Origin of the sequence: Pseudomonas sp. 2957 (assembly GCF_031456345.1) — a bacterium.
Lineage (GTDB): Bacteria > Pseudomonadota > Gammaproteobacteria > Pseudomonadales > Pseudomonadaceae > Aquipseudomonas > Aquipseudomonas siliginis.
Genome location: NZ_JAVDUL010000001.1, coordinates 544,883 through 557,442 on the forward strand (window position 1 = coordinate 544,883; position 12,560 = coordinate 557,442).

The 12,560-nt window shown below is 61.3% G+C and carries 12 protein-coding genes; 5 read left to right on the top strand and 7 right to left on the bottom strand.

Translation table 11 applies throughout. From position 1 onward, the window contains the following. Nucleotides 1–33 precede the first annotated feature (33 nt). Together J2Y39_RS02485 and J2Y39_RS02490 are read right to left on the bottom strand one after the other, a co-directional pair. On the bottom strand, nucleotides 34–429 hold the full coding sequence (locus J2Y39_RS02485) for a YbaN family protein (protein WP_056783699.1): 396 nt from the start codon (nucleotides 427–429) through the stop codon (nucleotides 34–36). 10 nt (nucleotides 430–439) lie between these two features. Then, nucleotides 440–1,027: a YecA family protein gene (locus tag J2Y39_RS02490; protein ID WP_310214883.1), complete on the bottom strand. Its 588-nt coding sequence runs from the start codon at nucleotides 1,025–1,027 to the stop codon at nucleotides 440–442. 406 nt (nucleotides 1,028–1,433) lie between these two features. Between J2Y39_RS02490 and recQ the strand changes: the two genes are divergently transcribed. From recQ to J2Y39_RS02505, 3 genes are all read left to right on the top strand, one after another. Then, on the top strand, nucleotides 1,434–3,563 hold the full coding sequence (gene recQ, locus J2Y39_RS02495; RefSeq protein WP_024012058.1) for a DNA helicase RecQ: 2,130 nt from the start codon (nucleotides 1,434–1,436) through the stop codon (nucleotides 3,561–3,563). A gap of 132 nt (nucleotides 3,564–3,695) precedes the next feature. Beyond that, the gene (locus tag J2Y39_RS02500) at nucleotides 3,696–4,130 is read left to right on the top strand and encodes a MarR family transcriptional regulator (RefSeq protein ID WP_016771142.1); all 435 of its coding nucleotides are present in this window, start codon (nucleotides 3,696–3,698) and stop codon (nucleotides 4,128–4,130) included. Between the two features lie 127 nt (nucleotides 4,131–4,257). Continuing rightward, complete coding sequence (locus tag J2Y39_RS02505; RefSeq protein WP_310214886.1) at nucleotides 4,258–6,066, top strand: FimV/HubP family polar landmark protein; 1,809 nt, start codon at nucleotides 4,258–4,260, stop codon at nucleotides 6,064–6,066. Between the two features lie 105 nt (nucleotides 6,067–6,171). On the opposite strand, the gene J2Y39_RS02510 is transcribed toward J2Y39_RS02505, so the two are convergent. After that, nucleotides 6,172–8,361: a patatin-like phospholipase family protein gene (locus tag J2Y39_RS02510; RefSeq protein ID WP_310214889.1), complete on the bottom strand. Its 2,190-nt coding sequence runs from the start codon at nucleotides 8,359–8,361 to the stop codon at nucleotides 6,172–6,174. 71 nt (nucleotides 8,362–8,432) lie between these two features. Between J2Y39_RS02510 and J2Y39_RS02515 the strand changes: the two genes are divergently transcribed. Beyond that, nucleotides 8,433–8,720: a SelT/SelW/SelH family protein gene (locus J2Y39_RS02515; RefSeq protein ID WP_076566525.1), complete on the top strand. Its 288-nt coding sequence runs from the start codon at nucleotides 8,433–8,435 to the stop codon at nucleotides 8,718–8,720. Here the strand turns inward: J2Y39_RS02515 and J2Y39_RS02520 are convergent. Together J2Y39_RS02520 and J2Y39_RS02525 are read right to left on the bottom strand one after the other, a co-directional pair. After that, entirely contained in the window at nucleotides 8,714–9,607 is an 894-nt protein-coding gene (locus J2Y39_RS02520; protein ID WP_076566527.1) for a DMT family transporter, read from the bottom strand. The two genes, J2Y39_RS02515 and J2Y39_RS02520, sit on opposite strands and share 7 nt — an antisense overlap. 72 nt (nucleotides 9,608–9,679) lie before the next feature. Next, nucleotides 9,680–10,444, bottom strand: coding sequence for an AraC family transcriptional regulator (locus J2Y39_RS02525; RefSeq protein ID WP_310214892.1), 765 nt, complete (start codon nucleotides 10,442–10,444; stop codon nucleotides 9,680–9,682). A 135-nt stretch (nucleotides 10,445–10,579) separates the two neighbouring features. On the opposite strand from J2Y39_RS02525, the gene J2Y39_RS02530 reads away from it, so the two are divergent. Further along, on the top strand, nucleotides 10,580–11,395 hold the full coding sequence (locus J2Y39_RS02530; protein WP_252887486.1) for a UDP-2,3-diacylglucosamine diphosphatase: 816 nt from the start codon (nucleotides 10,580–10,582) through the stop codon (nucleotides 11,393–11,395). Nucleotides 11,396–11,505: 110 nt separating this feature from the next. Here J2Y39_RS02530 and J2Y39_RS02535 read toward each other — a convergent pair whose 3' ends face one another. After that, nucleotides 11,506–12,096 (bottom strand): HD domain-containing protein, encoded by a 591-nt coding sequence (locus J2Y39_RS02535; protein ID WP_016771136.1) that lies wholly within the window; start codon nucleotides 12,094–12,096, stop codon nucleotides 11,506–11,508. A gap of 14 nt (nucleotides 12,097–12,110) precedes the next feature. Beyond that, a complete protein-coding gene (locus J2Y39_RS02540; protein ID WP_310214896.1) occupies nucleotides 12,111–12,422 on the bottom strand; it encodes a DUF962 domain-containing protein in 312 nt (103 codons plus the stop codon). Nucleotides 12,423–12,560 lie beyond the last annotated feature (138 nt).

Consider the following 12,560-nt stretch of genomic DNA (forward strand, 5'->3'; position numbering starts at 1 on the left):
GGATGAACGGTTGTGCCGCCGACGGTGGAGCAATCAGCGTTTTTTCAAGGTCTTCTGCCGCACAATATAAACCGTCACCAACACCGCACTGGTCAGCATGAACCCACGCGCCCAAACCAACGGCACCAGATAACACGAGAACAGAATGCTCACCCACATCAGGCCGATCGCGTAGACCTTGCCTTTGAGCGGGATGCCGTTGCCTTCGAGGTAGTCGCGAATCCATGGCCCCAGCCGTGGATGTTCGACCAGCCAGCGATAGAAGCGCGGAGAGCTGCGCGCGAAGCAGGCCGCGGCGAGCAGGAGGAAGGGGGTGGTGGGCAGGACCGGCAGGAAGATGCCGATCACCCCCAATGCGACGCTGAGCCAGCCGATGGCCAGCAGGACGTAGCGCAACATCAGGGGGCGGTTGCCTATGGGGTTGTCCATAGGCCGGGTCTTAGTGATGACGGGGCTTGAGGATCGCCGGTTTTTCTTCGGGGGCCTGGCACAGCAGGTACAGCGCGGTCAGGGCTTCCGGGATCTGAACGATCATGTCGTCCATCAGGTTGGCGTCCTTGGCGATGTCTTCGAACTCAGGCTGCTCGTCGAACAGGCCGGAACCGACCATGATCGGCAGGAGCATTTCGCTGACTTCCTCTTCGGAGGCTTCGAACCAGGCCGCTTCGCGCAGGAACACGCCTTCCATGAAACCGATGCACCAGCCGCGCAATTCGGAATCGTCCGGCTCTTCGCCCAGATCCAGTTCGCACGGCAATTCGAATTCTTCATCCGAGGCCAGTTGGCGAGCGATGTGTGCTTTGAGGCCGATCAGTGTGGCTTCGATTTCGGCACGCTGGGCTTCGTCGGCGTAATGCGGCTCTTCGGCGAACAGCGCGTCGATCCACTCGCGCTCCGGAACGTCTTCGGAGCAGATAGACAGCGCGGTCAGGTAACCGTGGGCGGCGACGTAATCCAGCGCCTCGTCGTGCAGCTCGTCGGCATCGAGGAAGACTTGCAGGCGGGTCAGTTGCTCAGCGAAGGACATTACGGGGCTACCTTGGGGAATAAACAATGCGGGAATTCTAGGCTTTCTTGCGCGCTCTAGCCAGCCGCTTGGCAGATTTGCCCGAATTACCGGCCTCACTGGAAAGATGAATAACCCTGTGGGAGCGAGCCTGCTCGCGAAGGCGGTGTATCAGGCACTTTTGCATCGACTGACAGGTCGCTTTCGCGAGCAGGCTCGCTCCCACAGGGTTTTGTGTGTGGCAGGTTTATCAGGTGTCTTCTCAGCGGCACCCTGTGCGGCGAAGGCCTCGGGTATACTGCCGCGTTTTGCGATCCCTGCTGGCGCTGCGCTGGTCATGCAATGTGTTCTTACGTTTTGTTTAAGCAGCCGAAGCTGCTCTGAACCAGCCTGAGCAGGGATGTATCGGTAGATTTTTGGAGTTTTTATGCTCGAACAGGCTCAACGCGTCCTCAAGGACATCTTCGGCTACGACAGTTTCCGTGGCCGTCAGGGTGCGATCATTGAGCGCGTGGCCAGCGGCGGTGATGCGCTGGTGCTGATGCCTACCGGTGGCGGCAAGTCGTTGTGCTTCCAGGTGCCGGCACTGTTGCGCGAGGGCCTGGCGGTGGTCGTTTCGCCGTTGATCGCGCTGATGGACGATCAGGTCGCCACCCTTGAAGAACTGGGCGTCGCCGCCGCTGCGCTGAACTCCACGCTGAGTGCCGAGCAGCAGCGTGATCTCGCCCTGCGGATCAAGCGCGGCGAAGTGAAAATGCTCTATCTCGCGCCCGAGCGTCTGGTGCAGCCACGCATGCTGGCGTTCCTGCAAAGCCTGGAAATCGCCCTGTTCGCCATCGACGAAGCGCATTGCGTGTCGCAATGGGGTCACGATTTCCGCCGCGAATACCTGCAACTGGGTCAATTGGCCGAGCTGTTCCCCAACGTTCCGCGCATTGCCCTCACCGCGACCGCCGACAAGCGCACCCGCGAAGAAATTGTCGATCGCCTGCACCTGCAGAACGCCGAGCGCTTTCTGTCGAGTTTCGACCGCCCGAACATCTTCTATCGCATCGTGCCCAAGGAGCAGCCGCGCAAACAGTTGCTGGCGTTCCTCGCCGAACGGCGCAGCGACGCCGGCATCGTTTACTGCCTGTCGCGCAAGAAGGTCGAAGAAGTTGCGGCGTTCCTCAGCGAGCAGGGCTTCCCGGCGCTGCCGTATCACGCCGGTCTGCCCAACGATCTGCGCGCCTATCACCAGAAGCGCTTCCTCAACGAGGAAGGCCTGATCATGGTCGCCACCGTGGCGTTCGGCATGGGCATCGACAAGCCCAACGTACGTTTTGTCGCGCACCTCGATCTGCCGAAATCCCTTGAGGCGTATTACCAGGAAACCGGACGCGGCGGCCGTGACGGGCTGCCAGCGGATGCGTGGATGGCCTACGGTCTGCAAGACGTGGTGATGCTCAAGCAGATGCTGCAGAACTCCGAAGGCGACGAGCGGCACAAGCGTCTGGAGCAGCACAAGCTCGACGCCATGCTCTCGCTGTGCGAAGAAACCCGCTGCCGCCGGCAGGCGTTGCTGGCCTATTTCGATGAAGACATGCCAGAACCGTGCGGGCACTGCGACAACTGTGTCGACGGCGTGCAGACCTGGGACGCCACCGAGCCTGCTCGTCAGGCCTTGTCGGCGATTTTCCGCACCGGCCAGCGCTATGGCGTCGGTCATCTGGTCGACGTGTTGCTGGGCAAGGACAACGAAAAGGTGCGCAGCTTCGGCCACCAGCATTTGTCGGTGTTTGGCGTTGGCAAAGCGTTGAGCGAGAGCGAGTGGCGCTCGCTGTTCCGCCAGTTGGTGGCGCGTGGGTTGGCCGATGTCGATCACGAGGGTTATGGCGGTCTGCGTCTTAATGACAGTTGCCGGCCGCTGCTCAAAGGCGAAGTGAAGCTGGAACTGCGCCGCGACCTGAAACCGCAAGTCACCGCGAAAACGGGCAGCAAGAGCCAGGCCAGCCAACTGGTGCGCGGCGAGGAACGCGAACAGTGGGAAGCCTTGCGCGCACTGCGGCGCAAATTGGCCGAAGAACACGGCGTGCCGCCGTACGTCATCTTCCCCGACTCGACGTTGTTGGAAATGCTCCGCAGCCAGCCGACCTCGCTGGCGGAAATGGCCCGGGTCAGCGGCGTCGGCGCACGCAAGCTGGAGCGTTATGGCGAAGCCTTCCTTGAAGTCCTCGGCGGCGAGGCGGAGGCGCCGAAGGTGGTCGCCGATGTCCGTCACGAGCTGATCACCCTGGCCCGCGCCGGCATGACCCCGCTGCAGATCGCCGGGCAGTTGCAGTGCTCGGAGAAGAACGTCTACGCCATGCTCGCCGAAGCCATCGGCAAGCAGCAGTTGTCGCTGGAGCAGGCGCTGGATTTGCCAGAAGAGCTGATGGGTGAAGTGCAGGACGCGTTTCTCGATGGCGAGGGCGAGTTGCCGTCCGTCGCCGAAGTCGCCGAATTGTTCGCCGGGCGTGTTCCTGAAGGCGTGCTTTATTGTGTGCGGGCGGCGTTGCAGTCTGAATTCGAGATGTGAAACGACGTATGCGCCAAGCCCCGTGCAGTTGTAACGATTCAGTACAGAGCCACTCTTGCCTATAACTGCCGCCCATGCTTAGCTGACTAATAATTAGATTTTCCGTATTTTCAGTCTAACCGTGAGTGTTTTATGCCGTTAACCGATCAACATCGCTTTGGTATGCAACTGGCCCAGATGTCCCGTGGCTGGCGTGCCGAACTGGATCGTCGCCTCGCCGGGCTGGGCCTGTCGCAGGCGCGCTGGCTGGTGCTGCTGCATCTGGCGCGTTTTGAAGAGGCGCCGACCCAACGCGAACTGGCGCAGAGTGTCGGCGTCGAAGGCCCGACCCTGGCGCGCTTGCTCGATAGTCTGGAGAACCAGGGACTGGTGCAACGCCAGTCCGTGATGGAAGACCGCCGGGCGAAAAAAATCGTGCTCTGCGCACCTGCCTTGCCCCTGATCGAACAAATCGAAACCATTGCCACGCAACTGCGTCACGAACTGTTCGAAGGTGTCGACGAGGCGGATCTGAAGGTGTGCATGCGCGTGCACGGGCACATTCTGGCCAACCTGGAAAAATCTTGAGGCACATCCCGGTGGCGATTTTTTGAGAGATCGCGCTGAGCCGACTATAAGAACTACTGGGCAATATCGTGTTCGTACCGGATGTGCGAACGCATAGAAACCGGTTTTGCTTATTTAAGGGATGCTCATGCTCGCAAGTCGGCAGGTGCTGCGCGGGGGCGCCAAATGGCTGCTGCTCGCTGGCGTATTCAGCTATTCGACCTGGTCGATGGCGTTGGGGTTGGGCGAAATCACTGTTCACTCAGCCCTCAATCAGCCGTTCAAGGCCGACATCGCGCTGGTCGATGTCGGTACGTTGACGCAAAACGATCTCTCGGCCAGCCTGGCTTCGGCGGATGAATTTGGCCGGGCCGGCGTCGAGCGGGTGTTCTTTCTCAACGATCTCAAGTTCACTCCGATCCTGCGCGGCAGCCGCCAGATGATCCGGGTGACGTCCGGCAAACCGGTCAACGAACCTTTCCTGAATTTCCTCGTGCAGCTGGATCAACCCAACGGCCGTCTGCTGCGCGAGTACACGGTGTTGATCGATCCACCGGGTTCGCCGGGCATCGTGCCCGCTACTGACGAACCGGATCCGCGCCCGCAATCCTCCGAATTTCCAGCTGTCGAACCGGTTACCGCGCCGCCCCAGGCGGCCCAAGGCAAACGCCCTGCGGCGCCTGTGCCGCCAACGCCGGCGCAGCCTGCCAACGATGCGCAGGCCGAGCAACTGGCCGCCAGCGTGCTGCTGACCCAGCAACTGCAAAAGACCCTCGACGAACAGAACCTCAGGCTGCAAGAGCAGCAAGTGCAAATAGCCGACGGCAAGAAGCAGATCGAGGAGTTGCAAACCCGCTTGGCCGAAGTGCAGAAAGCGCCGCCGCCACCCGTGGTCGCGCCGGCTCCGGCCGCTGTTTCAGCCCCGGTCGAGGCGGCAGACGATGGCGTGAACTGGCTTCTGCTTGGCGGACTTCTATTGCTGCTGGGCGTGCTGGCTGCGTTGCTCATACGTCGCCGTCAGCAACGTTTGACAGCAGATGGCACGCCGATGCCGCTATTGCCTGTTAGCGCCGAAGACGACGTTGATGAGCCCGAGCTTGAACAATCTGTCGGTGCGCACGCGGCCGCCGATCATCGCGACGAACCCGGTGCCGGCGACGTGCTGGAGGCGGTGGGCATCTATCTGGCCTACGGCCGCCTCAGCGAAGCGGCCGGGCTGCTGCGGGATGCCTTGCACAAGGAGCCAGAACGCACCGATCTCGGTTTGCAGTTGCTGGAGGTTCTTGGGCGCCAGGGTGACAGCGCCGCTTACGAACAGCAGGAAAACCGCCTGCGTGCGCTTGGCGTTGATGAGCGCGAACTGATTGAAACCCGCGCTCGCCATCCCAAACTGGCAGGCGCCGCACCGGCGGTATTTGCGGCAACGCCAATCGCGCCCGAACTGCCCGTGGCTACGGCAGCGGCTGCAGCCGCGCCGCTTGCATCGTCGCCCAGCGCTCTCGAGGATGATTTCGAATTGAATCTGGGCGAGCTATCGATGGATTCAAATTGGGATCTGGACGACAGTCGCACCGATTCCGCCGCACCGCCAATCGATGATCCGGAGCTGGGCACCAGCCTGTCGGTGCTGCCTGTCGATTTTGACCTGCCACAGGCTGCATCTGGCGAAGAGGCCGAACTTGAATGGATCCCCGAACCCGACGCTCAGCCGCTCGACGATGACTTTCTCAATGAGTTCGGCGATCCCGAGCCGTCGCTGGTGCTGGAACCTTTGGATCTGCAACCACCCGAGTCCACCGAGACCGACACCGAGGCCGCCGGCAAGCTCGAACAGGCACAAACCTGCATCGACGATGGCGACATCGACAGCGCGATCGCGCTGCTCAATGAATTGCTCAGGGAAGGGGATGAGCCGTTGAAGCAGACGGCAAGGACGTTGCTGGCGGGGATTCGCTGAGCGCCAACGGATTTTTGGGTTCACCCGAGACCGCCTTCGCGAGCAGGCTCGCTCCCACAGGATAGAGCGCATTCCATTGTGGGAGCGAGCCTGCTCGCGAAGGCGTCAGAACGTCTGCCCCAGATTCAGATAAACCGCCTGCTCATCCGCATCATTCAACCCATACGTGAAGTTCAACGGCCCCAGCGGCGTGTCGAAGCCGATAAACACACTCGCGGCGTTGATGTAGCCGCTGTCGAACTCATTGTCATTGTTCCACGCCCGACCGCGCTCTAGCGAGGCGCCGGCGTACAGCGGGAAGTCCAGCGGCAGGTACGAGCGCGGCGTCAGGCGGCGGTAGTACACGGCGCGCATCAGGCTGACATTCTGCCCGGACAGCGCATCCTCACGGAATCCTGACAACTGCCGCGCGCCGCCGAGCAGGAAGCTCGATGTCACCACATTGGCATCGTCCAGCGTCCGGCCGTAGCGCCCGCCGAGTATCAGCGTATCCGGCCCGTGGCTCATGGCCTTGTCGAAATTCAATTCCCACTGGCGATAGCGATTGTCTGAACCCAGGCCCGGTTCGAACTGGGCAAACGTCAGGCTGACGTCCTTGCCCTCGTGCGGAAAGTAGACGTTGTCCAGCGAGTCGTAGGAATACTTCACGGTATAGAAGCCTTCGTTGAAACTCTCGCTCGGCAGATCCTGATCGCCGATGCGTACGTCAGCCTTGCCCCAGGCCTGGCCGACGCCGAGTCGCACTTCACCGTTGTTGCCGATCTGCCGGCCGAGGTTGAGGCCGAAGCCGTAACGCTCGACCCGATACTGCGCGATCGGATCGTTATCCAGCACCGAGTCAACGTTCTGCGCCTCGAACGACCCGTAGGGCGCGACGAAGTAACGCGAGCCGACGTCCAGCGGCTGATAGAACTCGCTGTACAGCTCCTGCTTGTCGCCGATCTGCGCGCGGGTCAGCCATTCCGCACCGAGGCGGTTGATGCCGTTGACGCGATAACTGGCACCAAGGTTGAAAGCACTGTCGCCGCGCATGTCGTCCGACAGATTGAGGCCTACCCGCAAGTAATCGGTGCCGCTGCGCTTGCCGCTGGCACTGATGACCAAGGTGTGATCCTGGCCTTTGTGCACCACGCGGTAACGTACTTGATCGAAGTAATCGAGGCCGTACAGCGTGCCCATGTCCGAATGCAGGCGGCCCAGGTCCAGCGGCGCGCCGATCGGTTGGCGGATGTAATAGCGAATCACGTCATCGTCGACTTTCGAGTCATTTTCGACGCGGATCGCGGTAATGATCGGCGTGCGCTGTCCCGGCTGACGGGCGGCGTTCAGTTCCGCGTCCTGGGTTTGAGTCGGCTTGAGTTGCGCCAGCCGCGCATCGAGGATCCGCGTGGCGCGGTAACCGGCGTCGATCATCTCCTGAGCCTTGCCGAAATCGGTCACGCCGAACGCGGCCAGCGCAGGCTGGATCAACACGTCATTGGCATGCAGAGTCGCCAGTTGTTCCTCGGAATTGCGCCGGGTCATCAGAGTGATCGACTGATTGAGCACATCGACCACCGTGGTCAGTTGCTTGCGATTGCGCAGCGGCGTGCCGATGTCGACGACGATGGCGATGTCGACGCCCATTTCCCGCGCAACATCCAGCGGGATGTTGTCGGTCATGCCACCGTCCACCAGCAGGCGCCCATCGAGCTCGACCGGGGCGAACACCGCCGGGATCGACATGCTCGCGCGGATCACTTGCGGCAGGTGGCCTTTGCGAAACACCACTTTTTCGCCATTGGCGATGTCGGTGGTCACGGCCCGAAACGGGATCGGCAGTTTGTCGAAGTCGCGGGTGTCGCTGGTGTGCGCCAACAGGCTTTCCAGCAACAGTGCGAGGTTCTGGCCCTGAATTACCCCCAATGGCAGGCCGAGACTGCCGTCGTCGCGGAAGCTGAGTTTCTGCTTCACCAGAAAATCGCGGTCGTCCTGCTTGCGTCGAAATGGCACGTCCTCACGCGGCGGCGCGTCGGACAGCGCCGCTTGCCAGTCGATGCTCAGGGCGAGTTTTTCCAGCTCGTCGATCTTATAGCCCGAGGCGTACAGGCCGCCGACTACCGCGCCCATGCTGGTGCCAGCAATCGCGTCGATCCTGATGCCTTGTTCTTCCAGCGCCTTGAGCACGCCGATGTGCGCCAGCCCGCGCGCAGCGCCGCCGGACAGCACCAGGCCGACTTTCGGTCGTGGCGCTTCACTGGCGTGAACCAGCAGGGGAAGGAAACCAAGCAGCAGGCAGAACAGCAAACGGCGCATTGTGAGTCTCGGGGCAAGCGGTAAAGCCGGCTATTATAGCGGCGCCCTCTGTCTCAGGAGTTTCAGCGATCATGACCGTCGCCAAAGCCGAAGTTGTCATCACTTATTGCACTCAATGCCAGTGGCTGCTGCGCGCGGCGTGGCTGGCCCAGGAACTGCTCAGCACCTTCGCTGACGACCTGGGCAAAGTGTCGTTGGTGCCGGGCACCGGTGGGGTGTTTCACATCACTTGCGCGGGTGTGCAGATCTGGGAGCGCAAGACCGACGGTGGTTTCCCTGAGGCCAAGGTATTGAAGCAGCGAGTGCGCGATCAGATCGATCCTGACCGCGACCTCGGCCACAACGACCGCACTCAGTGAGAGGCGGCCTCGGCGGCGACGGTTGTCTTGTCGCTGCCGCCTGACATCCGCGCCGACACCACAATCGCGACGATGATCAACGCGCCACCGATGAGCATCCGCAGGGTCGGGGTTTCACTGAACAGCAGCCAGGCGAGGGTGATGCCGTAGACCGGTTCCATGGCGAACACCACCGCCGCCGTGCGCGCCTTGATCACCGCCAGACTGGCGACGAACAGGCTGTGGGCGACGCCGGTACAGAACACCCCGAGCAGGGCGATCCACAACCAGTCCAGCGCTTGAACCTGACTCAACTGCGGCGCTGCGACCGGCAACAGACACAAAGCCACGACGACGTTCTGGCACAACGCCGCCTGCACCGCCGGAATGCGCCCGGAGCTGGCGCGGTTGGTCAGCGACAGCAGGGAAAACAGCAGGCCGGACAACACTGCCCATAGCAAGCCGACGGTCGCGCCACTGCCCAGATCGAATGCGGGCGTCACCAGCACCAGACCGATGCTGACCAATACCACCAGGACGATTTCATTGGCACGGATGCGTTCGCGGAAGATCAGTCCTTCGAGAATTACCGTGAACGCCGGGAAACTGGCAAAGCCCAAGGTGGCGATGGCCACCCCGGCGATCTTCACCGATACGAAAAAACTCACCCAGTGGCCAGCCAGTAACACGCCGCTGAGGGCGAGGCGCCGCCAGTCCACGGCCTGAAGTTTCTGCCAACCATGCTGGCTGGCGAAACGGGCGAAAAATGCCAGGGCGAGCACGGCGAAAGCCGCACGTCCAAATACGATCACAGCAGGGGATGCGGCAGCGAGTTTGCCGAATACACCAGTCAGGCCAAACATCAAAGCGCCGATATGCAGGGCGCCGAGGGCGGTACGCGGAGTCATTGCATTCCTTTTTTCAGGTTCAACTTTATGGGGCCATTGAACCGCGTCTCGGCCTGCAAGTCTGTCGGCAGGCTATCGTCTTTTGTCGCAGGAATCGCGCCGAAGATGTCCGGGCGATGAGCCGAACTCTCGCAGGACTGCGGCTGAGAACGCACTTTGCGAGCTGTAACCGACGCGACTGGCTACTTCACCAATCGGCAATGCAGTGTCGCGCAGCAGTTGCACCGCGAGATGCAGGCGTCGACTGCGGATGTAATCCATCGGCGTCTGCCCGCATTCGGCCATGAACCGAGCGTGCAGGCGCGCAATGGACAACCCGGCCACGCGCGCCAGGTCGGCCACTTGCAGCGGATAGGCGGCGTATTGCTCGATGTGCGCATCCAGCGCGGCGTAGGGCAAGCGACGCGCGCGCAGTTCGGCAGGTTGCGCGTGATTGAGACTGGCCAGCAGCAACACTGCGCCTTGCTGCGCGATCAACGGATCGCTGACCGGACTGTTCGCCAGCCAGCTGACCAATTGGCTCTGCCCCGAGTCCAGCGACAGCCGCCCCGGATGATCGAGCAAGCGGCGACTGGCCTCGGCATGCGCGCCCAGCGAATCCTGCACCCATTGCCCTTCAGGGATGTCGAGCACCAGGCAGCTGCTGCCTTGGGGACTGTCGCAGGCATGATGAGCGCCGGACGGAACCACCACGACACTCTGCTGACGCACTTGGCTGCCACAGCCCTCGACCTCGAAATCCAGCGCACCGGACAGCCCGAACACCAACTGCGGGTGCTCGTGGCTGTGCACAATCAAGTCGTGGGTGTACTGACGCAAGGTGAGGATCGGTCGCATGGCAGGTTGTCTCCGAAGTGGCCCTCAGTCTACACCGCCGTACGCCGGATGCGTTGTCACACGACTGACTCACGCTTGTCACGGTCGATTAACCCGGCGCGCGCAAGCTGGCGAAAACATCGCAGAGGGTTGCCCATGACCAGCGCCGAGCTCGCCCGACCCAGTCGCAAACAACGGGTGCGAACCCTGTGGATCTCCGATGTGCACCTGGGCACCCGGGATTGCCAGGCCGAGCACTTGTCGCAATTTCTCAAGGGCTACCACGCCGACAAGGTCTATCTGGTCGGTGACATCATCGACGGCTGGAAACTGCGCAGCGGCATGTACTGGCCGCAAGCCCACACCAACGTCATCCGCCGCCTGCTGACCATGAGCAAGCGCGGCACCGAGGTGATCTATGTCACCGGCAACCATGACGAATTCCTGCGGCGCTATTCGAAACTGATTCTGGGCAATATCCAGTTGGTCGACGAAGTGGTGCATGTCACCGCCGATGGCCGGCATTTGCTGGTGATTCACGGCGATCAGTTCGACGTGATCACCCGCTATCACCGCTGGCTGGCGTTTCTCGGCGACTCCGCCTACGAATTCACCCTGACCCTCAACCGCTGGCTCAATCACTGGCGTGCCCGTTATGGCTACGGTTACTGGTCGCTGTCGGCGTACCTGAAACACAAGGTCAAGACAGCGGTGAGTTTCATCAGCGACTTTGAAGAAGCCATCGCCCACGAATGCGTGAAGCGCGAACTGCATGGCGTGGTTTGCGGGCATATTCACCATGCCGAGATTCGCAAGGTTGGCGGGGTGGACTATCTCAACTGCGGCGATTGGGTCGAGTCGTGCACGGCGCTGATCGAGCATTGGGACGGCACGATCGAGTTGTATCGGCTGGCGGATGCCCAGGCGCGGGAGGCGCAATTGAAAGCTGCCAAAGTTGCCGAGCTCGCCTGAGCGAAAGATCACCCTGTGGGAGCGAGCCTGCTCGCGAAGGCGTAGTGTCAGACAAAGCTTATGTGCCTGATACAGCGCTTTCGCGAGCAGGCTCGCTCCCACATGTGTTCTCAGGCCGGGCTGTGTTCTTGCATCGCAGCCTTGTAAATCGAGTTCTTCGGCTGCGCAAACAGCCTTTCCATCATTGGCTCGAAGAAACTCAGCGGCAGCGTGTCATACGCCGGATCAAACGCCGCCGCGTCGTATTTGGCGCAGAACTCGGCCGTGGCCTGGAACTGCGGATGGTCCTTGAACTGCTCGCGCAAGTGCCGGTCCATGCCCAGATGATGAAAGAAGTAATAGCCCTGAAAGATGCCGTGCTTCTCCACCATCCACAGATTTTCCGCACTCACGAACGGCTTGAGAATCGCTGCGGCGATGTCCGGATGGTTGTACGAACCGAGGGTGTCGCCAATGTCGTGCAACAGCGCGCAGACCACGTATTCTTCGTCACGCCCGTCGCGAAAGGCGCGGGTCGCGGTTTGCAACGAGTGGGTCAGGCGATCCACCGGGAAACCGCCGAAGTCGCCCTCAAGCAGCTTCAGATGCGCAAGAATCCGCGATGGCAGTTGCCTGGCATAGGCACTGAAGTCCGCGGCGATGATCGCCCAGTCTTCCTCGGTGCCGTCCTTCATATGGGTGAAGCGAGCATGGGCATTCATGGGCAGACCCTCATTCAGAACGCCACGCGACCGAGAATCATGTCGCGGTACATGACGAAATCGCCGAGCAGGCTGTACAGCGGATGCTGAAACGTCGCCGGACGGTTTTTCTCGAAAAAGAAATGGCCGATCCAGGCAAAGCTGTAACCGGCCACAGGCAATGCCAGCAACAACAACCAGGCGCTCTTGGCGATGCTCAGGGCGAGAATGAAGATGACCAGAGAAGTGCCGATGAAATGCAGACGACGGCAGGTGCTGTTGCTGTGCTCGGCGAGGTAAAAGGGGTAGAACTCGGCGAAGCTGTTGAACTGCTTGATGTTTTCCACGACCGCGCTCTCTGTGGTGATTGTTCTGGCGACAAGTTTTTCGGCGGGGAGCTTATTTGAGTCTAGAGTGATCATTGGCGTGGGCCAGTGACAATCGGCGCCACTTTAGTATCCTTCGCAAATAGGGCGGTTATCTGC

Excerpts from the sequence above, each read along its gene's own strand:
- J2Y39_RS02515 (WP_076566525.1), top strand. The coding sequence starts at position 8,433 with ATGACCGTCGCCAAAGCCGAAGTTGTCATCACTTATTGCACTCAATGC.
- J2Y39_RS02530 (WP_252887486.1), top strand. The coding sequence starts at position 10,580 with ATGACCAGCGCCGAGCTCGCCCGACCCAGTCGCAAACAACGGGTGCGA.
- J2Y39_RS02500 (WP_016771142.1), top strand. The coding sequence starts at position 3,696 with ATGCCGTTAACCGATCAACATCGCTTTGGTATGCAACTGGCCCAGATG.
- J2Y39_RS02535 (WP_016771136.1), bottom strand. The coding sequence starts at position 12,096 with ATGAATGCCCATGCTCGCTTCACCCATATGAAGGACGGCACCGAGGAA.
- J2Y39_RS02520 (WP_076566527.1), bottom strand. The coding sequence starts at position 9,607 with ATGACTCCGCGTACCGCCCTCGGCGCCCTGCATATCGGCGCTTTGATG.
- J2Y39_RS02510 (WP_310214889.1), bottom strand. The coding sequence starts at position 8,361 with ATGCGCCGTTTGCTGTTCTGCCTGCTGCTTGGTTTCCTTCCCCTGCTG.
- J2Y39_RS02525 (WP_310214892.1), bottom strand. The coding sequence starts at position 10,444 with ATGCGACCGATCCTCACCTTGCGTCAGTACACCCACGACTTGATTGTG.
- J2Y39_RS02505 (WP_310214886.1), top strand. The coding sequence starts at position 4,258 with ATGCTCGCAAGTCGGCAGGTGCTGCGCGGGGGCGCCAAATGGCTGCTG.
- recQ (WP_024012058.1), top strand. The coding sequence starts at position 1,434 with ATGCTCGAACAGGCTCAACGCGTCCTCAAGGACATCTTCGGCTACGAC.
- J2Y39_RS02485 (WP_056783699.1), bottom strand. The coding sequence starts at position 429 with ATGGACAACCCCATAGGCAACCGCCCCCTGATGTTGCGCTACGTCCTG.
- J2Y39_RS02490 (WP_310214883.1), bottom strand. The coding sequence starts at position 1,027 with ATGTCCTTCGCTGAGCAACTGACCCGCCTGCAAGTCTTCCTCGATGCC.